Raw genomic sequence first — 18,955 nt, 5'->3', positions numbered from 1 at the left:
CAGTGGAGTAACCCCATTAGTGCGGATATCCTCGTTTACCAGGGCTGTCGTCGTCTCAATCCACGTTTCTCATCGACCTGGGAACTAGAAAGGAAGCTAAATGAAAGTTATCGATTTTGTGCACAACTATCCTGATGGATTCGGGGGGTTAGATCGCGGTATGTGCCGGGTGAGATCATTTGTGACAGATGCAGGGACTGTAGTCTTGCTTACCGAGCTGGATCGAAAAAACGACGGCATGTCAGTCAGTAATGCGATCGAGCGGATCATTCCAGACCTTCAAAAGTTGGGCATTGTCTTAGGGGTGGCGATTTACATTGACCACGATGAACGTAAAGATCCCCTTGATGACAGGTTTGAAATTGTGAGCCTGAGCTCCCTGCGAGGGGCGCAGTGGAAGTCCATAAGTAGACCAGCAGCATTGGAGCTGTTGGGATGTGAACCCGAAGAGCTTGATGAGCGAAGCGAGCAGAACCACCGGATCATTTATCGAGCGGATCAATTGCGCTATTCACGTGACCCATTCATCGACTCTCCTTGGCAGCAAAGTCAATCGACAATCAAGCGGCGCCTCGAAATAGCAGAGTCCATGGTGTCCAGGGCAGAGATTGAAGAGCTAATTGAAGCTGGAGCTGGAGAGCGAGAGATTCAACGTCTTTTGAAACGAGATCTCTCAATTTTTGGTGAGGCCTATGCAAAGCCTGACGATGAGTACATATGCTTTGCAGAGTTTCCAGTCGGTGATGGACAGGTGGACTTCGTTGTGTTTACGGGTCGATCTCGCATGGATGTGATTCTGATAGAGGTGAAGGGTGCGAATTTCAACCTGCTAAATGCTGATCACTACAAGGCGTTCAACCACAAAGTAAACCAAGCAGCAGCTCAGATCAGGGATCGAATTAGCCATATCTACAAAGGCGGCTCGTCTTTTAGGGATCATGTCCATTCTCTTAGGGAGCGAGCGGAGAGTGGGGAGCAGGTCCACAGTGTATTTGTTGGGCCGTATGGTCGGCTTCAGGTTGATCCTCAGAAAGAAATCAACATCCGGACGGTCCTCATAGGTGGGAGGACTGTCGATGACCGGTTGGAGAGCGATAAGAGATACGCTTTTGAACGTGAGATGGTGCCGCCGATTCGAGTTGAGTCATGGGATACCTGGGTGCGCAGGCTCCAGCGACCCTGATTGCAATAGCTTCTCCTCCAGCTTCAGAAAGTCGCTGGGGACCCTGAGGAGTTAACAAGTACACGGGGCATGAAACCCGCGGGATCGTGGTAGCGGCAACCACACCAGCTTACTGAAATTTCAATGTTGAAATTGAAAGGATTTTGAAGAAAAAAGGGCATCGTTACCGTATTGGTAACGGTATTCGCAGATGGCTGAAAGGGTAGGGCATATGCACAGGTGAACTGGAGTTCACCAGGTTCACCTGTTCACTAAGCTGGGTGCCCTTCCGCTAACAAGATCCCGCGGGTTTCCCACTCGTACCTAGTCAGCTGTCCAGGGGACCCTGAGTTTTTCAACCGGGAACAGTATAGCCGTGACTCCAATCGCTGAAGGACTACCCACTTACGGGGCTAGGGGGGGATAAAAGTTGGTGTAACAGGTGTTGCAGGTGTTACATGTCCTTCTATCTATATGATTTATTTAGGTTTTTGCTAAGTTACACTTCCGTGATCTTCGATCTCAATGAGGTGTTACAAGCGGTGCAGGTGTTACATCCCAAGTGATAATCTAGCTCACAGTTCCCAGTATTGGCGTATCTCTATATGAAGACCTTTTCCGGCCATTCGCTGCGGGAAGCTGTCGGCAAAAGCAGACGGTCGAGCGGGCCTTCAATTCTGGATACGCCTACGACGCCTGCTTCGGGTCGATAGCAACTCCGTACTATGATGCCGCCAATTACAGTGGCTATCACCACTGCGAGTTTGACCGAAATATGGTTCTGCTAGAGTACGTCCCTAGTCGTTTACCTTCCGCGCTTTTTGCCTTGCACATCATGGCGTTGGCCGGCGCAGATGGCGACGAGTTTGCGAAAATCACCCAGACCGGCTTGTAGTCCTATACGCGGAAGGTTGCAATGGGGAATGCGGTTGGTGCAGCCAGGCCTCTGGGCATGCACGCGGGGAAGTGCGCTAGGTCGACCATGTATTTGCTTGGACGTTATCGGTCATCTTTAGAGGCTTGAGCAGATATATTCGGTGCTCCGGAACGTCTACGTCAGGAGTCCACACGCCAGCAAGGTGGACCCTAGCGATACTGAATGGCACATAGCTACCCTCTCGGGTACGATTAGGTTCTGAATGACGACTGGAGGCGTACTGGAATGAGCTTTTCCTTGGCTGAGAACCCTGAATTGATCCTGGGCGGCGCGTTGGCCCTGTGTCTGATAGTTGTGGTGAGCATTAAGTTCGTGCGAAATCGAAACGTAAATGTCAAAGCAGACAACGGTTCCGCAGCGTTCAACGGGAAAAACTCTGGCAACATTACGATCAATCATAACAAAGAGAAATAGTAGTGGGTATTAGGGACCTCATCAATCGCCTAGGATGGAAGTCTATTGCCACAAACGTCTCAGCGAAAAATTCGAGCGTTGCTATCAATGGGCCAAATAGTGGCCCTGTGACAATAAATGATGTTGACACGATTGCTGAGGCTCTCTCTAAGTCAAGTGCACTTCAGTACGCAGCATTGGCCCAGGGTGTGGCTGGAGATCTTCAGACTGAGTTTGATCGCCAAGTTGATCACTATCGAGAGCAAATGAACTCCGGGGCTGTAAAGTCGGCCCTGGGATCATTTGAAAAGCTCTTAGTGGACCAAAAAGACAATCTCAGTGATGTTTTAAAGTTTCGTATCAAAGCAAATATTGCACTCTGCCAGCATCAGTTAGGGAATGTTGCTAAAGCTCCAAACCTCCTTCTAGAGGCTTGCACTTACGCACCTGATGACAAGCGGGCTATAGCACTCAAGGCATTGGCATATATCCTTCAGGAGGACTGTGACAAAGCGCTGGAGTATGGGTATGAAAAAATTCGGGAGTACCCCGATAACGAGAATTTAGCAGGATTTATTTTACAAGCCGCTCGTATCAAATATCATAATGAAGATACTTTTGTAGATCCGTTTGACCAGTTCAGTGAACGGCTCCAATTGAACCAGGCGGTTCGTATCGCGCACATTCACCTCCTTGCCTCGCGACGGGTTGAGGGGTGGAGGGCTATGGCCCAGGAGTTCCTAGAAGAGTATCCTGACGATGCACAGGCCAAAAACCTTATAGCTATAGGCATTCTTCATCATTATGTTGATAATCGTCAAACCGCCAATGGCTTCACTTTTACTCAGGATGAGGTGGGCGAGTTAAAGTTAGCTGCCGATTATATAAGTTCTGATTGGAGGCAGTTTAAATCAAGCGACCGTGCTGCTCACGCTAGCGACCTCCAAAATATACAAAATCTCCTCATATTATATAAGCTTTTGGACAATGTCGACGCGCGTGTCAAAGAGTGTTCATACGTGTTGGCTGAGCTGGCAGGCGATCAGGAAATTATTGAGACGATAGCGAGAAGTCTAATTGATCTTCAGGAGGCTGAGCTGTTCGAGCAGGCTGTGCAGAAGGTCGCTGATCCGATCAGCGCAAAAAAACTTCGATTCCTAAATAAATTAGCAAGAAAAGATTGGCATAGCCTGAGTAGTGTTCAAGATTATAATCTTGATAAATTTGATGACCCGTTTGCCAGTCATGCGCGAGTAGTGGTGTACATAGCGAGAGCTTTTGTCGGCAAAGCACGTGGTAAGGATCAGTTAGCTCAGCTTCTCTCAAGCTGCGAGCTAGACAGTCGGGGTAGGTTGCTGCTATTTGAGTTTGCAGCTGCGAGCAAAATCAATTCTATCGCTAACATGGCCCACTCATACGGGCATAGTCGAGTGACGGAGCACAGTGAAACCATTGAGTTCTTTCACTACATGAAACTCGTCCGCTTCTTGATGCTATGGCGAGAAATTGTCCTGCGGCTTGAGTTTCATCCAGCGGCCAATGAAAGTTATGAGCTGAAACATATGCTCGCATTGGGTTTCCTCAACGAACATCCAATAAGAGCAGAAGCAGTCACTTTTTTTGAAAAGCACATCATCCCAAACACTCAAGGCTTCGAGCTTCTGGCTGGGGTTTTTTACTTTAAACGTAATGATTTTCAGCGATCCATCCCCTTGGTCGAAAAGTATCTAAATGACGGTGGAGAAGATTTATTTGCTTTCATAGTGCTATGCGATATTGCCAAGTTAAGTCACGATATTTCGGCTCTGAAGCATCTCTTTCATACGTATAATCTTAGTTCTTTAGACGGCACTCCTGAGCAGCGAATGCATGTGGCGAAGCTACGTGCATCACTTGGACAGGGGGCAGAAGCTCTCGCTGAGGCCTATCAAATATGGGTGAAAAACCCTGATTCAGCTCCTGTAGCACTAGGCTTCTTCAGCATCTTCCTCATGGTTGAGAAAGACGGTATTTTTGATGACTCAATGTGTGTCGGAAATGGATATTTCTATCGCCTTGTCCCTTCAGAGGGGCAGGCAATTGAAAAGTTGGTTGATATCAATACTGAAGACCTTCTAGAGCTATCCCCGGAAAAAGTCGACTTCTATACCCAGCGCGTCTGGGGGGAAGGAGTTGGATACCAATTCACTCAAGAAAAACTTCAAGGCGACATTGCGTGGACGGTTGAAGAAGTAAAGCATCCTTACCTCCATGCGTTCCATGAGATATGCCAGACTTACGAAAACCGGTTTCCAACTGCGGGAGGATTGTGGGCTTTACGCGTTGAAAATGACAACATCGAATCATTGTTAGCATTCATGCAGCGGCAAGCTGAATTGGACGACACTGTATTTGGCGAAATTCTTGATAAGAACATGCCTCTCGAAATTGCTTCAGGATTGAGTAAGAAGAACATCTTCGCTGTTTACGATCTCGTTCGATCCAGAGGCGGCATGATCAGCACCTGTGTGGGTACGAGTGAAGAACGGCAGATTGCCATGACGTTAGTTGATAGCTACCAAGGCAGACCAGCAATTCTAGATACCTATACTGCCAAAGTCTTAGTTGAGTTGGGTATTTTAGACGCTCTGAAGGAGTTTTTCGGCAGTATCATCGTATCGCACAGTACCTTGCAGGCATTGCAGATGATATCTGTTGATAGAGTTGAGTTTCTTAACGGCGCAGCCGCTGACGATGCTCCTATGGTGCAGGTTGTCAATAAGATTCAAGAGGTGTGTGAGATTGTTGAGTATAACTTTCCTAGAGAGTCTGATGAGTTAACGGATCAACTGGTCGAAACGAATGCTGGTGGTATTGCACCATATTTCATCGCTAAAGAGAGGGGGGCGCTGTTTATCTCAGAGGACTCTTATTCAAGGGTATTCGCGGCAAATATTTATCAGGTTGCAGATGGCGTTTGGCTCCAAGTGGTAGTAAATGTTTTATTGCAGCGAGGGCTGATCACAAGGGAGTTATATGCTAGAGCAGTCCTTGGCTTGGCAGAGCGAAAGCATCGATTCGTGTCAGTCTCCCCCATCCTCCTCGAGCATATTTATCAGGCTGATACGACCGCAGGCCTTTCGCAACTATCTACCTTGTGTGAGTTCATAGGAGGGCCTCAAGCTGAGCTTGAGAGTCATTATCAGCTAGTGCTCCAGTTTATTTTGGCGCGCTGGTTGATTGACTATAACCGTAACTACGACTTGACGCTGGAGAGCTTGCTTCTGATCAGTCACGGAAATGCTTTTCCGTCTGCTAAAGCGATGAAAGCGACGTCAATGTTATTAGATAAGCTGATAGCGATACCTGGTGGGAAGCAAAAGCTGTTCGTACTAATGGACTTGCCTGTTTTGAGATTGAAGGACTTTATCATTGGATGGTGGACGGGGCATTTTTACAAAGAGTGACCGTTGCTGGAACCTACCTCAAGTTATGGAAACGCATGGGGTTCAGGCACCTTTCTTCGCCACGTTGATCACCTCTTTTATACCGGTATTGGCACATTGCCCGTGGGAATATCCTCAAGCTGATCATCAGGCTAGTGACCCAAATAGCAGAACTGTTTTTTGGTGTGTAGAGATTTTTGGTGTTTACAGCCAATCGTTAAAGTTGTGAGCGGCCGCTTCTGTCTGGTTGCTGCCCTGCGTTACAGATCAGCGATCTGCCAGAAGCGGACAGTCATCCCAATAAATAAATCTGGCTCCTTTCTGTTGTGACGAAATACGCCGTCACCGAGCTGGACTTTTAAATAACTAAGGTGCTCTTGAAGCCAAGAGCCCCAAATGGGTTTTGAAGTAGATGAAAAGAAAAAATATTACAGAGTATGCTTTTGGCTACATGAATAGTTATACTTCGATGATGACAGCCTATCAGCTCATGTCTGGCGGGAGTCTTATCGAGGGTCAAGACCAGCTTGATAAATGCCATATCTATATAATTGCTACTCGGCCCAATTCATATTTCATTGCCGATAGCTTGACGCATGATGGAAAGCTGTTATCAGGCCAGATTGGCTACAAAATATCTGGCGTAGAAAAACGTGTTGACTTCAAAAACTTTCCATTCGAATTGTCGGATGGTGCGATTGAAATTCGGTGTGACTACCCTTTCCGTGAGCTGTGGACATACAACTCCGCGGGAGAACAGTCCCATTATCTTCCAGCCACACATTTTGCGTCGATATTGGGCGCTTACAATTCTGACGGTGTGCTGAACCGCTTCGAGGTGCTATATGTGGGGCAGGCTATCGGCCAAGGCAACCGTTCGGCACAGCAGCGTCTGATAAGCCACTCGACTTTTCAGAAGATTCTCGCGCTCACCGCCCACGCCACACCTGACAATGAGGTCGTTGTGTTCATGTTCCAGTTCGATCATGAGCAGGTGTTCACATCGATGGATGGTCGAGCTAGCGGTGCTATAGCTGACGACTCGAACGAAAAGCGCTTGATGGGGGCGATCAAAAATCCGCCTGACAAAAAGCAAAAGATAGCGATGGTTGAGGCTGGGTTGATTCGCTATTTTCAACCGCTCTACAACGAGATATTCAAGATCAAATTTCCCTCTATGAAGCATAAGACGTTGCAGTCTTGTAAAGCTCTGGACGTGTCTGCACTAATCGTCGAGCTTGATACCTCTGACCTCGGTTTTACTATGTGGTCGTCAACCGTAAGGGCTAGTGACCACCACATAGCTCGCTACGACCTTGTAAATTTACAGAACCGCATGTCTTTCTTCAATCTGACGGGTATGACTGAGTTTCCCGGTGTGATCAAAACTGAGAAATGAACGACCGCCTACAGCGATGGATGATAAGAATTTTTTCCATAGTGGCTTAAAAGGTTTCACTGAGGCAGAGCTCTACGGAACCTGGGACGATTTTAGGATGGGCAATGAGTTCAAAAATACCTAAAGGGTTACAGCCAGTCTCTGATCCAGCTGAGAAAACCGCGCAGAATCTAGATTCGTCAACAAAAAATGAGCAAGCGCCCGCCGAGCTTGAGCTAGCTACGGTCGAGGACTTTGAGCAGACTAAAGTTGGCTGCTTGCTGGAGTTCATCGACACTCTGGATTTCTACTCGTTGGACTCCAAGCTCAGCGTCCTGTCCAAGAAGGCCCGTGCCGAGGGAAATGAAGGCGGGTTTCGCGCCTACAGGGTGTTGATGGTCGTGTGCAGCTATCACTTTAGCGTCGATCGCGAAGACGCTTTCGGCCCGCGATTTGTCGTAGATGGTATGCGCACCCCTATCCCAAGGGACATCGTTGGGGCACAGAGCCAAGTGCTCGCCACTATTGCAGGAAAAATCGATCACCCGTTGCTGCGTGCCCGTATCGCGGATGTTGCCTGGTACAACCACAGGAACCTGCACCATAGTGCGGGTGTTGCCATCGAGTCTTACTGCCAAGCAATTGAGTACTACCTCGAAGACAAGATGTCCTTCGACTACGAGCCACCTTCAGGCCTTTCCTCGAAGGTTGTTGATCTAGTCGAACGGGTCTTCCATATCCTTTCCGGTATCGGAAAGCGAAAAAAACCTCCTGCGTGCGCTGTCGGAACTTGGAGTCAGCTGTATGCCCGTTCGCAAACACTAAGCTGCTTCCTATCTCTCAGCCGTCTGGCACGGCTTGGCCAGGCGTTTAAGCTCATCGAATGGACGCAGGTGGCTGAGGATGCCGAGAAGGTGGCCCAAAGCGCGGTGCTCAATGACTATGCCATGGCTGTGAAAAGTGTATGGGAACTTGCCGCCCAGGCACATCACCATTCCAAGAACCATGAGGGCTTTAAGCGCTGTAAGCTGCAGTCGGTTCAGCAGACACTCAAGATGCGTGAAGGGGTCACCAGCTTTCTAGTCATGGCGAGTTGGACGCGTGACGCTATCCGGGAACTGCGCACGATTCCGGGGATGCAGAAGGAGTTGGAAGAGCTGAGGCTCGAGTTGCTTGAGCAGCAGGAGCAAGCTGCTCATGAGTTCGCAACTGTTAGTGTTCCCATGGATTTGACCGATGAGCGTCAAGGAACCATTGAGATCTTCAAGGGATTCACGCTTCCTGATTTCTTTTACGAGTTTGCCCGGATATGCAGCGTTCCGGAAAAGATGGCATTGCACACTAGCGTCATCAGCGGCCGAAACGATTCGTTGCTGTCTGACCTGTTCAATGGCCGGATTTACACGGATATCTTGGGGCGGGTCGTAAATAAGGCCCCGTACCTCAACCTAAACGAGGCGCCATCACCTGAGTGGTATGACCATGAAAGCCTGTTACACCTAGACATCCATTATCAGATTGAGGTCGAAAGCCGGATAAAGCCTGCAGCGCGGACCTTGCTAACCAAGTTTGCCGTTGATGACCGGCATTTGATGGCCATTGTTTCTGCCAGCCCGTTCGTAGCTTCCGGGTTTGAGCAAAACTACGCTCTGGGCCTAGCTCGCTTCTTTCAAGGCGACATGATTTCAGCCTGTCATCTGCTGTTTCCCCAGCTTGAGAATTCTTTGCGTCATGTACTCAGCGACGCCGGCATAGACACCTCGAAGCTCGATGAGGAAATGCTGCAGGAAGACCGGACAATCAGCGGACTGCTGAAAAATAGGCGAGGGCAGCTAGAGTCAATTTTTGGCGTCGATCTGATCTACACCATTGACCTGCTGTTCAACCTCAAAGGCGGGCCGTGCCTTCGGCATGAACTCGCTCACGGAAAGCTACTCCCTGGATCATGCCATCTTCACTCTAGCGTTTATGCGTGCTGGCTGATGTATCACATGGCCTGCTTACCGCTGCTGCCCCATTGGCGGACGCACATCGCACCAGAGCTAGAACTGGCAGGCCTATGAAAAAACTATCCGCATGCTCTGCGACTACAGACTGATCGTCCGCTTTTGGCTGATTTTGGCCTTGTCGGGAATACACGCTCCCTACTGTGTCGCGCTCGCGTGTGGAGGCGCGTTCACTCGGGCTTGAATCATTGCAATTGCTCATTTGCACGTGGGTCCTCGCTTTGCACCTGCGGCTGTTGATGCGAGATGTTTGGGAGAGTAAACAGCCCGCGAGGGCGAGCTGTTTAGAGGTCACGCGGCCAGTAGTTCGTCCAGGGAGATGTTACGGGCGACCGCTGCCACTTCGGCACGATCAAGTCTCGAATGGAAGGGGCCGAAGCGAGGCACGTCCAGCCTGGACAAAGCATCGCCCATTCCGCCTTTTTGGTAGCTGACGGCAAGTATCCGTGCGCCTACAGCGAGCAGTTGCTCGGTAGCCGTGTTCCACTCCTCATCCAATGCAAACCCAACCGCGCTCAGTGCGGCTGTCTTGGATTCATCTCCCCGTTGGCGGGCGTTTGTAATTTGAGCCTCGAGGGTATCAAGCTCGACTTGCAGAGCTCCGAGAATCAGGTCTTGCCTTCTGACCTGCTCGTCCGTTGCTGCCAGTTGCTTGGAGGCCTTTTGTATTTCGCTGCTTGCTGATTTTTCCCCTTCTACATCACCGCTTGCGAGGCATTTGGCGTAGAACGTCGCGGCGTCACGCTCAGCTTGTTGCGCTTTGCCCAGTGCTTGATCCGCTTCCGATTGAATCGTCTGAAACCGTTCACTCAGATGCGCTTTTTTTCGTTCCAGCGCTTCGACTTCAGCGGTTGCATCGGTCATTGCTTGAATCGCGTCAGTTTTGATCTGATCAATTTTTTCCAGGTGTTCCAGGTGTTGGATCTTCCGATCAATTGATGCGAGCTCGCCTGGAATCGCATTTATGCGCGATTTGACGCTTGAAACCTTCTCCATAGCTTCGCGACCCTCAGGGCTCCCAATTACGTTGCCATTAGCACTGTATCCGCTTGGAGCATTGCGCCATTCGGCCTCCAGTTGCGGCAGGCTTTCTTCCAGGGTTTCCAGTTCTTGAATCAAGTCGGCTTGTTGCTGTTTTAGCTGGTTCATGTTGCGTTCCTAAAAGCGAAAGGTTGATTGGTTTTTTTCGCTGGCGGGCCAGGCCAAGGTGAGCCTACATTCCTCAAGGCGAGGCCGTTGTTAGGCCGCCTGGGCGCCGTGATCACCTTGTTCTGGCACTGCGACAACCACATAGCAGCGCTGCAAGCCCAGTCCCGGTAGTCGCACTGCGGTCGAGGCTTTGCCATCCTTTCCAGGCTCTAGAACACCTCTTCGCAAAAGTTCTTTATTGACCGCACTCAGGTTCATGCCTCGGAATATTTCGGAGCGCCATGCCTCGGGCAGCACGTAGTAGGTGTTGGTGGTGTGCAGGGCATCGCCCATGCCGTGTTCCATAGTCTTACGAAAGCCCAGCCGATCAATCGTGCGGGGTCCGTGTTCATCGATCTTGGCGGCGGCAGATTCCCAGCGGGTGAAGCGGCTTTCTCCAAACCGCTCGATCACCTGGCGCAGTCGAGCCAAGATTGCATCACCCTCGAAGTTACCGGCGCCGCCACGCTCAGCCAGCCACGCGTGCAAACACACGCGTGCGGCGGTCGTGGCGTTGCCATCCGGCCAGCCTGTGACACCGAAGGCGGTGGCCAACTCTCCGGCCGCTGCTGCGAGGCCAAAGCGAAGGGCGGCACGCTGGGCCTGGCCGCTGGCCGAGGCGGGCAGGTTTTGGGTGATGAACTGCTCCACCGTGCGGCGAACAATCACCGCCCATCTGAGCATTTCTCCAGGCGCACACAGTGCGTGCAGGAAGGCGGTGAGGGGTGTGCCGTAGTATTTGGCGACACGGGCCTTGAGCGCATCGGAGAGGGCAGCAGCATCCTCAAAACCGTTCAGCACATCGAACATGCCGAGACCTTTGCTCGCATCGGCTGGGACTGCGAGCATGCGCACCTCCATACCGGCTTTCAGCTCCTTGTTGGCATCCGCCATGTGCTGCGCCAACGTCTTCTCGCCGGTCGAGAGAAACAGCAAGCGCCACTCCTGCACCTGTCGGCCCGCTTGTCCTCGATCATTCGCCCGGGCCTTGCCGGTGCCATTGCCGAGCATGTAGACCGTCTCGCCGATAATGCGCGGGTCGCACATGCCGATTTCATCCAGCACCAGGAGGCCGTCTGAGTGTGCAGCGGCGATGGACTCCAAGGCGTTATCTGTCGAGCGCCACGAACGCACCAGACGCGGCCCGCCATAAACCGAGGCTGCGACTTGCAAGTGAGTGGTCTTGCCGCCGGAGCTGTCGCCGTAGAGGTGGAAGCCGCCCGACTCATGCCCCAGCAGGTTCAGCAAAGGCCCTGCAAACGCCACAGAGACGACAAACGCCAAGCGGTGGTTGCCAACGCACAGTGCGCCGATTTGCTGCTGCCATTGCTCCAGAGAGCCCGCCTCGCTGATCGGTGGCAACTGCGCACCGGCCTCATAAAAATGCAGGTGTTCGGCGTGCGAGCCAATCTGTTGTTCGGGCAATAGAAACGCCTTGTCGTGCCAGCCCAGGCGCGTTACCAAGCGTGCGCGCTGGGCACTGTCGAAGCCGCCGAGATAACTCTGCAGATCATTGCGTGCGTTACGCCCGGATCGACTTCCTGCAAGGCGCAAACCCATGTCTACCAGTGGACCTAGTACGTCCTTGCCGAAGTCACCGGTCATGGTTCGGGCTGGAATGTTCCAACGTTTTTTAGCGCCGTCCGGGTCATCGAACTCAACCAACAAGCCCCAGTTGTGGCCCTTGTCGTCGCGAGTGCGAGCGATGATTTCGAGAGGCGAACACACGGGGCGTGCCTCACCATCATCGCCGGAATAAAACACCCCTTCAGCGGTCAGGCGAAAGCCGCCCGGCAACAGATCATTTTTCGATTTCGCGGGGCGTTTGACGGGCGCCTTGGCCTTCTGTTCTTGGGGTTCAGTTGGCTCAGCGGCACCGCCGAAAAACTCACCGCTGCGCACCAGCTCGGCTACGTGGCCAGCGGTCCAGCCTTTGGCTAATGCATCCGCTGCATCGTCGCCGTCTGCCCATTTTCCACCCTTGATCAGCGTAGGCTTGCCGCCTTTGCTGGTGGGCTTGAGCTTGAACACGTCGAGCGAGATTCGTTGTACTGAGGCGGCGCCCAGCTCAATCAGTTTGAGCTCGACGGCATCCATGCAGGTCTTCCCGCTGGCATCGTTATCAGGCCACAGCACAACGCTTCGTCCTTTGAGTGGCGTCAGATCGGCCTTGTGCCAAGAGTTGGAGCCGTTCGGCCAGCACGTGGCTACGTGGTCGGGCATCAGTTCAGCGGCGGCGTCAGCAGCCTTTTCACCTTCACACAGCACCACAGGCGCATCGGCGCGCTGTGCCAGCTCATTCAGGCGCAGCAAGGGCCGAGGTTCCGGCAAACCTTGCCAGCGCCATTGTGTGGCTTGCCCATTAGAGCGCTTGCACCAGGTCAACGGCGCAAAGACCTTTCGCGGCTTGTCGTCTTCATCGGGGGGGCAGGTCGAAGCGGTACAGCGCCATGACCGGCTGGCCCTGAACATCGCGATAGATCCACACCTTGGACGGAACACCGTGTTGCCGGTGTTTGGTTGGACACTTGTTCATGGCCTCGGCCGGGATCGGTTGAATCGCCATCCACTCCGGCGTTGCGCTTTTGGCCGGCGCGCTTTTGGTGGTCGCGGAACCAGCGGAAACGCTGAGCAGGTCCGCCAGCTTTTTGCAGGCCTCAACGTCCGTGCCGCCATCGATGTAGCGCACCAGGTCGATCAGGTCACCGCCCTTATCGCCGGTGGCAAAATCCGCCCAGGTGCCTTTGCTCAAATTGACTTTGAGTGAGCCTGCGCGTTTGTCCGTGCGCGTCGGGTTCGGTGCGGTGTATTCCTTGCCACCGTCGACGCGTTTGCCGTTCGGCAGCCAACTAGTAAGGACGTGGTCGATGTTCTTCAGGGCGGCATTTTTTACGTCGGCAAAGCTCGGACGTTTTGAGGTGTTGCCAATGCGCTGAGTCATGGTGTGGTCCTCGACTCAAGCAACGCCTCGTTCACGTCGTCGATCAGCGCTTTGGCCATCTCGCCGAGGTAGAACGCAGGCCAACTAAAACGCTCGCCCGCATCGCTGATGGCGGCGTCAAGGATCAGTTGATTGGCGTGGTGCAGAATCTGGGAGACGGCTTCAAGTGCGTCCTCCAGCGGGATACCGGCATTCACCCGAAACAGGTTTTGGCCGTTACCGTTGGCAGGGGAAAACTCGGAGCGTCCAGGCGTGTTGGAGTGGGTCACAGCGCACCGCCTTTCTGGCCCATCGGCACAGAGGAGGCATCACCGTACATGGCGAGTGTTTTGATCAAGCCCAATGTGCCGCGCACGTCCCAAATTACGGATGACAGCACGCGGTTCGAGAGCTGGGGTTTATCGCTGTCTAAGTGATCTTCCAGCAGCATGAGAACTGAATTGGCACGGTCGAGGGCACAGGTGATGGCGTCGATAGGCAAGCCAGCTTCGGCTTCCTGGCTGACGCAGAGTAGATCTTCGGGGAGTGCAAAGCCTGGGAGCATGCTCATTGGGCACCCCCTGCGGCTTCCAGGGCGCGAGCCTTGGACATATGGGCGTTGTAACGGGAGAGGCGTGTAGCGAGGCTGGAGTTGGCATGTAAAGCGGCGAGAGCCATTGCTCGATGAGCGGCGGCGCGAATTTTGGACGGATTGAGGGCGTGCATGTGGTGAGCTCCTACTTTCAGACTGGAGCCGCCACCGTCCTTCCTACGGGATTGGGTGGCAGCTGTGCACGGGGTAGGAATACCGGGATAGTAGGCACCCGGCCAGGCCGAAGCCTGCCCGCACACAGCCGCCATAACACGTAACTGCGGACGAAAAAAAACGCCGGCAGTTGTGATCTGGGCGCTGATGCGCCTACTAGTTCTCGGGTTCCTACGCCCGGTCGCTGAATTTGCAGCGACAGGCAGAGAGTAACGTCCGTTTTTTGAAAGCGCAACTGTGTGGTTCGCTTGCGGATTTTTTCGAGGCGGCATAAATTGATCAGGCATGTAGATTTACCTCAACGCCTCCGGTTGCCGCCGGGGGCGTTTTCATTTCAAGCATGGATTTCCCAGCTCAGGGAAACAAAGGGCAAGAAGTCGCTATCGAGGCAAGCGCGTGCATCTTCGTAGGCGTCTATCTGTTGGCCTTCATCGACGATGATTGCTCGGGGGGATTGGCAGGGAACTGACAACGCGCACCAGATGCCGTCTGCCCATCGCATCACCATCACGTCCCGATTCAGGCGTTTTTGCTCTTTGCGATAGCGTTCGAAGCGTTGCATCCACCGAGGCGTAAATCCGACTGTTCTGAGTACAGAAAAGGGCTGCAAGATGGCTCTATTGGCGACTCGATTTTTCATGCTGCCACCTGGTCGCGAGCCTCTATCCGGCTTCGTGCCCATGTTTGGATTTCGGATAAAACCCAAGCTACGGGCGCACCGCGGGCGTTGCTGTTGCTCAATTTGACGGGCAGGGGAAAGCCGCTATCTGCGCGCTGCATGAGTTTGTAGATAGTGGAACGCTTCATGCCCACGATCCGCTCGACCTCGGGCATACGGATCAATGTCGACGATGCGTCAAAGATGGGGTTTGGAATGGTTGGGTTAAAGCGGGGAAGTTTGGTGATAGAGGCTTTCATAGGTCTTGCTCTCGACTGGTTAGGACTGAGAGCAATGATCTAGGTGCAGGTTGGTGGCGAGCAGTTCACTTCCAATTGAAATCCGATTGAAATTTCTGGCTTACAGAACGAAATAGCGTTTGAGAATGGCCTCAACTCTTTTGCGTGATAGGGCTTTTTCAGTCTCAAGAGCAAGCCACTCAGGCCGTTGTTTTGGAGGCTTTGCAATCTCACGCTGTAGCCAGTCATGCACCTTCGTCGCAACGTTGCGTTTGGACATCCCCGCTGCGCGGTAGTGAAGCCCCTGTTTAACTATCGCGGCGTCTCGAACGCTTATTTCCTCGTTACGCTCCATACCGCTGATGAGGCCGCCTTTTTTGCGGATGGCATTTTTGATCGCTCGGTCGGCGATGGGTCTTAGTTCATCGTCGGTCAAGCAGGGTAGGGATGTGATCGGTTTCAGATAGAGGGCGTAATCATCAATTGTCTGAATGCGCTCATCCGGATCGACCTGCATCTCGACGAACTGGCAGTAGAGATCCCTGGGCCAGTCGGTGGGAGATTCAGAGACGTGAGACCAAGCCTCTTGATCAGCTGTCTGCATCCAGTTGGCTAACGTTTCCAGCGCTTTTACGGCACAAGCCATGATGTATGCAGAATGAGCATCACGCTCTGATGCCGAGTAGCAATTGCTATACATGCGGACCCAATGCGCGAGGCGTGCCCTGGTGTCGGTGGAGGCATATTGAAAAATTGCCTCCTCATGGATCTTCGTCTGAATGCACATGCTGGCGAGATCTTTGTTGATATCGTCACCATGAATGCGCAGACAGCAGTGGTCGATCAAGCGGCAAGCGTCAGCGACCTGCTCACGGCAGAGGTCATAGAGCGGTTGTGCGGAGAGATAACCGAGCAGGCCCCGGCTTAATGCCAAATGCAAGATGGGTTGGTGATCAGTCATCGCGAAGTGTCATCGTTACCGTGTAACGGAGAGTCCCGCGCCCTGCATTTAAAGCGAGTAGCCAGCGAAAGCCGTTTTGTAGGCATAGGCTTAGACCGCTTGCCCACAGCAGGCATGTAATGACTTTGGCGTTACACGTAGGGGCAGCGTTACATCGCATGTACGTTAAGCTGTTGAATTGTGTAACGGGCGTGAAAGCCAATGAATCCGGGCACTTTGCGAGTGGCGTTACACGAGTAACACGCGTTACACCGGATTTAGAGGGGGGCAGGGTAAGTACTCTCACACTGCCTTCCCAAATTGACCTTGCACAACATTCCCAGCCTCTAGGGAATCGAGATGATCGGCGTACCACTGCATCATCTGTGTGCGTTGCTCAAGGTATTGAGCCTTGTTGTAAATCCCTCGAACACCTTGTGCCTTGTGGCTGAGTTGGGCCTCGATGTGGTCAGCTGGATATCCGTGCTCGTTGAGGATCGTGCTGGCGATGTGGCGGAAGCCATGGCCGGTCTGGCGGCCCTCGTAACCAAGGCGTCTGAGTGCCATTAGGAATACGGTATCGCTGCGGGGTTTAGTGCGGTCGCTTCTGCCTGGAAACAGGAGTGGGTAAGCGCCGGTTACTTGTCGAAGCTCTATTAGTGCTTCCACTGCTTGAGTGCATAGTGGCACCAGGTGCTCACGACCTTTCTTGCGACCCTTGCGCTCGACTGGAACGGTCCACAGCCTCTTGTCGAAATCGAACTCTACCCAGTGTGCTTCTCTGAGTTCGCTGGGGCGTACAGCCATCAGGGTCAACAGCCTAAGGCCAAGCTGAACATCTTTGGCGTGGGGATAGGAACGTATCGCTCGGAGTAACCCTGGAAGCTCATCGGGGGAGACGTGGGCGTAGTTCTCTGCCTTTCCCGAGGACAGAAATTTATGCACACCCTCCAAAGGATTGTTGACGGCTCTGCCCGTCACGCGAGCCAAGTCATAAATATCTTTGCAGTAAGCCCTCACACGGCTCATCTGTTCCAGAATCCCCTGACGTTCAAGACCTCTCAATAGCTCCATCCACTCCATCGACATGATAGAGGTGTAGGGGCGTTTACCGAGCGAGGGGAATACATGGCGTTCGAGTGCGCCAAGTATCCTTTTGGCCGTACCAACATCCCAGCCGCTGAGGCGAGACGTGTGCCACTCCCTTGCCAATGCTTCAAAGGTGTCGTTGGCCGCATCGATCTCGGCGGCTTGGCGAGCTTTCTTTGAGGTGATCGGGTTCTTACCTTCAGATGCGTCTGAGCGCAGATCAGCCGCTTTCTGTCGAGCGAAAGCGCCGCCCACTTCTGGGTAGCCGCCAAGACCAAGCCATGACCATTTGCCGTCCGGCTTCTTGTAGCGTAATTCCCATGACTTTTGGCCGTTTGGCTTGACCCTGAAATACAGGCCTGGGCTGTCTAGTTCGCGGTATGCCCCGGCCTCAGGCTCCAGGCTGGAGAGTGTCGTGTCAGCGAGAGGGCGTCGCTTGATATCTGTGCGTTTCATCCTTGTATGCCTTCAGTTCAATTTTTTATGAAGCATACACGTGGGCATACACGGAGGGGAAGGATAGGGGTAGATAGAGGTGGACAGCCAGAAACAAGAAAGCCCGCACTAGGCGGGCTTCTTGAGGTGATTCATAGACTGCTGTAGACATCTATGGATCGGTACTTGGTGGCTACACAGGGACTTGAACCCCGGACCCCAGCATTATGAATGCTATGCTCTAACCAACTGAGCTATGTAGCCAAGTGGCGCGCATTATTCGCGTAGAACGGAAATGCGTCAAGCGTTTTTGTTGAATTTTTATCTACGCTTTCAACTGTTTAACCGAAAACCGCTGTGACGGCGACGAATGGCGAGGCGGGTGCAGGCTTTATAGCGTTGCAGATCCTATGGGCGCGCGGGCTTGCTCGCCATAGCGCCGTCTCAGCCTGTACCTCCACCCATTGAACAGCAAGCCTGCTCCTCCATTGGGCTTTCGGTGATTTCCAGAGCGCGTTCTTGGCGATGGTGGTGTACGCACAGGAATCGGTACCAGGCAATGTGGGGGTGATCGCGGGGGGGCTTTGGGCTGCTGGCGATTTTTTTGCCACGCGCGGAAAAGGTCTCAATCGGTTGGGCAGATATCCCTGCCGCCCAACGGTTTCCAGCTAGGCTGGCTTACGGGTGCAGTGGGTTGTGGGTGACGCGCTTGAGTTGTTCACGCGCCCGTGACAAGCGTGAGCGCACCGTGCCAATGGGGATGTCCAGGGCGTCGGCAGTGTCCTGGTAGCTGCCGTCGGTCTCCAGTGAGGCGTACAACGTTTTGCGCATCTCCGCCGGCAGGTGCTTGATGGCGATCAGGGTTTTTTCCAGCCGGCGGTTGATCTCGAACTCCCAATCCAGGTTGTGGTTTTCCTCTTGGCCATGCCACAGCGCTTCATCGAATTCGCAATGCACCGGTTTGGCGTACAGGCGCCGAAAGTGGTTGCGAATCAAGTTCTGGGCGATTCCGCACATCCAGGTGCTGAGGGTGGCCTGGCCGCTGAAGCGGTCCCTGTTGCGCCAGGCTTCCAGGTAGGTGAGTTGCAGAATGTCGTCTGCGTCTTCGGGGTTGAGCACACGCTTGTGGATAAAACGTCGGAGTTTTTTCTGATGGTCGTCCGTCAGGTGGAGCATGAATTGAGGCGAGCCGCTGACAAAGTGAGCTAAAGCACCAATAGGGATATCCATGATTTTTTCCTCAGGGTAGACGCTATCGAAATGGTTTCGACGGAAAGCCCTTTAGCACTGCCTGTGCCAAGCGGAAAAAACACATAACTAATTGATTTATATAAATAAATATTCTGAAATCAGCCTGCTTTGCGCAAGGCTTTGCAAAAAGGCGCTTGAGTCCGTGCCGGTCTTTTCAAAAAGCGGGTC

At 52.8% G+C, this 18,955-nt stretch carries 13 protein-coding genes, 1 tRNA gene and 2 pseudogenes; 6 read left to right on the top strand and 10 right to left on the bottom strand.

Annotation, left to right across the window (positions count from 1 at the left end; all coding sequences use genetic code 11):
• The first annotated feature begins 100 nt into the window (after positions 1-100).
• The 5 genes from QU606_RS13720 (at position 101) to QU606_RS13700 (ending at position 9,358) form a co-directional block, all read left to right on the top strand.
• Positions 101-1,183 carry a Shedu immune nuclease family protein gene (locus QU606_RS13720; RefSeq protein ID WP_304998448.1) on the top strand — a complete coding sequence of 361 codons (1,083 nt, stop codon included), beginning with the start codon at positions 101-103 and terminating at the stop codon, positions 1,181-1,183.
• A 1,141-nt stretch (positions 1,184-2,324) separates the two neighbouring features.
• A complete protein-coding gene (locus tag QU606_RS13715; RefSeq protein ID WP_016966904.1) occupies positions 2,325-2,513 on the top strand; it encodes a hypothetical protein in 189 nt (62 codons plus the stop codon).
• Between the two features lie 2 nt (positions 2,514-2,515).
• Complete coding sequence (locus tag QU606_RS13710) at positions 2,516-5,938, top strand: hypothetical protein (RefSeq protein ID WP_304998446.1); 3,423 nt, start codon at positions 2,516-2,518, stop codon at positions 5,936-5,938.
• Between the two features lie 391 nt (positions 5,939-6,329).
• The gene (locus QU606_RS13705; RefSeq protein WP_304998445.1) at positions 6,330-7,316 is read left to right on the top strand and encodes a hypothetical protein; all 987 of its coding nucleotides are present in this window, start codon (positions 6,330-6,332) and stop codon (positions 7,314-7,316) included.
• A gap of 104 nt (positions 7,317-7,420) precedes the next feature.
• On the top strand, positions 7,421-9,358 hold the full coding sequence (locus QU606_RS13700) for a hypothetical protein (RefSeq protein WP_304998444.1): 1,938 nt from the start codon (positions 7,421-7,423) through the stop codon (positions 9,356-9,358).
• Positions 9,359-9,592: 234 nt separating this feature from the next.
• On the opposite strand, the gene QU606_RS13695 is transcribed toward QU606_RS13700, so the two are convergent.
• The 9 genes and pseudogenes from QU606_RS13695 to QU606_RS13655 all read right to left on the bottom strand — a co-directional run bounded on the left by QU606_RS13695 (position 9,593) and on the right by QU606_RS13655 (position 17,800).
• Positions 9,593-10,450, bottom strand: a complete 858-nt coding sequence (locus QU606_RS13695; RefSeq protein ID WP_304998443.1) for a hypothetical protein — start codon at positions 10,448-10,450, stop codon at positions 9,593-9,595.
• A 90-nt stretch (positions 10,451-10,540) separates the two neighbouring features.
• Positions 10,541-13,430 (bottom strand): annotated as a pseudogene (locus QU606_RS13690) (DUF927 domain-containing protein).
• Positions 13,427-13,699, bottom strand: coding sequence for a DUF3077 domain-containing protein (locus QU606_RS13685; protein ID WP_304998442.1), 273 nt, complete (start codon positions 13,697-13,699; stop codon positions 13,427-13,429). Before QU606_RS13685 ends, QU606_RS13690 begins: the two are co-directional and overlap by 4 nt.
• On the bottom strand, positions 13,696-13,980 hold the full coding sequence (locus tag QU606_RS13680) for a hypothetical protein (RefSeq protein ID WP_304998441.1): 285 nt from the start codon (positions 13,978-13,980) through the stop codon (positions 13,696-13,698). Before QU606_RS13680 ends, QU606_RS13685 begins: the two co-directional genes overlap by 4 nt.
• Before the next feature lie 529 nt (positions 13,981-14,509).
• The gene (locus QU606_RS13675; protein WP_304998440.1) at positions 14,510-14,815 is read right to left on the bottom strand and encodes a hypothetical protein; all 306 of its coding nucleotides are present in this window, start codon (positions 14,813-14,815) and stop codon (positions 14,510-14,512) included.
• A complete protein-coding gene (locus tag QU606_RS13670) occupies positions 14,812-15,093 on the bottom strand; it encodes an AlpA family transcriptional regulator (RefSeq protein ID WP_304998438.1) in 282 nt (93 codons plus the stop codon). Before QU606_RS13670 ends, QU606_RS13675 begins: the two co-directional genes overlap by 4 nt.
• Positions 15,094-15,193: 100 nt before the next feature.
• Entirely contained in the window at positions 15,194-16,033 is an 840-nt protein-coding gene (locus tag QU606_RS13665) for a hypothetical protein (RefSeq protein ID WP_304998437.1), read from the bottom strand.
• A 282-nt stretch (positions 16,034-16,315) separates the two neighbouring features.
• A complete protein-coding gene (locus QU606_RS13660; RefSeq protein ID WP_304998436.1) occupies positions 16,316-17,557 on the bottom strand; it encodes a tyrosine-type recombinase/integrase in 1,242 nt (413 codons plus the stop codon).
• A 166-nt stretch (positions 17,558-17,723) separates the two neighbouring features.
• Positions 17,724-17,800: transfer RNA gene (locus QU606_RS13655), tRNA-Met, on the bottom strand.
• Positions 17,801-18,046: 246 nt separating this feature from the next.
• Here QU606_RS13655 and QU606_RS32935 point away from each other — a divergent pair.
• Positions 18,047-18,175 (top strand): annotated as a pseudogene (locus QU606_RS32935) (MFS transporter); the annotation flags it as partial.
• 39 nt (positions 18,176-18,214) lie between these two features.
• Here QU606_RS32935 and QU606_RS13650 read toward each other — a convergent pair.
• Positions 18,215-18,766, bottom strand: coding sequence for an RNA polymerase sigma factor (locus QU606_RS13650; protein ID WP_024073270.1), 552 nt, complete (start codon positions 18,764-18,766; stop codon positions 18,215-18,217).
• Between the last annotated feature and the right edge of the window lie 189 nt (positions 18,767-18,955).

Origin of the sequence: Pseudomonas sp. OVF7 (assembly GCF_030644265.1) — a bacterium.
GTDB classification, from domain to species: Bacteria; Pseudomonadota; Gammaproteobacteria; order Pseudomonadales; family Pseudomonadaceae; genus Aquipseudomonas; species Aquipseudomonas gorinensis.
The sequence above is the reverse complement of the archived record's forward strand: the minus strand, read 5'-3'. Positions and strand labels throughout refer to the sequence as shown.

Excerpts from the sequence above, each read along its gene's own strand:
- QU606_RS13670 (WP_304998438.1), bottom strand. The coding sequence starts at position 15,093 with ATGAAAGCCTCTATCACCAAACTTCCCCGCTTTAACCCAACCATTCCA.
- QU606_RS13665 (WP_304998437.1), bottom strand. The coding sequence starts at position 16,033 with ATGACTGATCACCAACCCATCTTGCATTTGGCATTAAGCCGGGGCCTG.
- QU606_RS13680 (WP_304998441.1), bottom strand. The coding sequence starts at position 13,980 with ATGAGCATGCTCCCAGGCTTTGCACTCCCCGAAGATCTACTCTGCGTC.
- QU606_RS13695 (WP_304998443.1), bottom strand. The coding sequence starts at position 10,450 with ATGAACCAGCTAAAACAGCAACAAGCCGACTTGATTCAAGAACTGGAA.
- QU606_RS13660 (WP_304998436.1), bottom strand. The coding sequence starts at position 17,557 with ATGAAACGCACAGATATCAAGCGACGCCCTCTCGCTGACACGACACTC.
- QU606_RS13715 (WP_016966904.1), top strand. The coding sequence starts at position 2,325 with ATGAGCTTTTCCTTGGCTGAGAACCCTGAATTGATCCTGGGCGGCGCG.
- QU606_RS13650 (WP_024073270.1), bottom strand. The coding sequence starts at position 18,766 with ATGGATATCCCTATTGGTGCTTTAGCTCACTTTGTCAGCGGCTCGCCT.
- QU606_RS13720 (WP_304998448.1), top strand. The coding sequence starts at position 101 with ATGAAAGTTATCGATTTTGTGCACAACTATCCTGATGGATTCGGGGGG.
- QU606_RS13700 (WP_304998444.1), top strand. The coding sequence starts at position 7,421 with ATGAGTTCAAAAATACCTAAAGGGTTACAGCCAGTCTCTGATCCAGCT.
- QU606_RS13705 (WP_304998445.1), top strand. The coding sequence starts at position 6,330 with ATGAAAAGAAAAAATATTACAGAGTATGCTTTTGGCTACATGAATAGT.
- QU606_RS13675 (WP_304998440.1), bottom strand. The coding sequence starts at position 14,815 with ATGAAAAATCGAGTCGCCAATAGAGCCATCTTGCAGCCCTTTTCTGTA.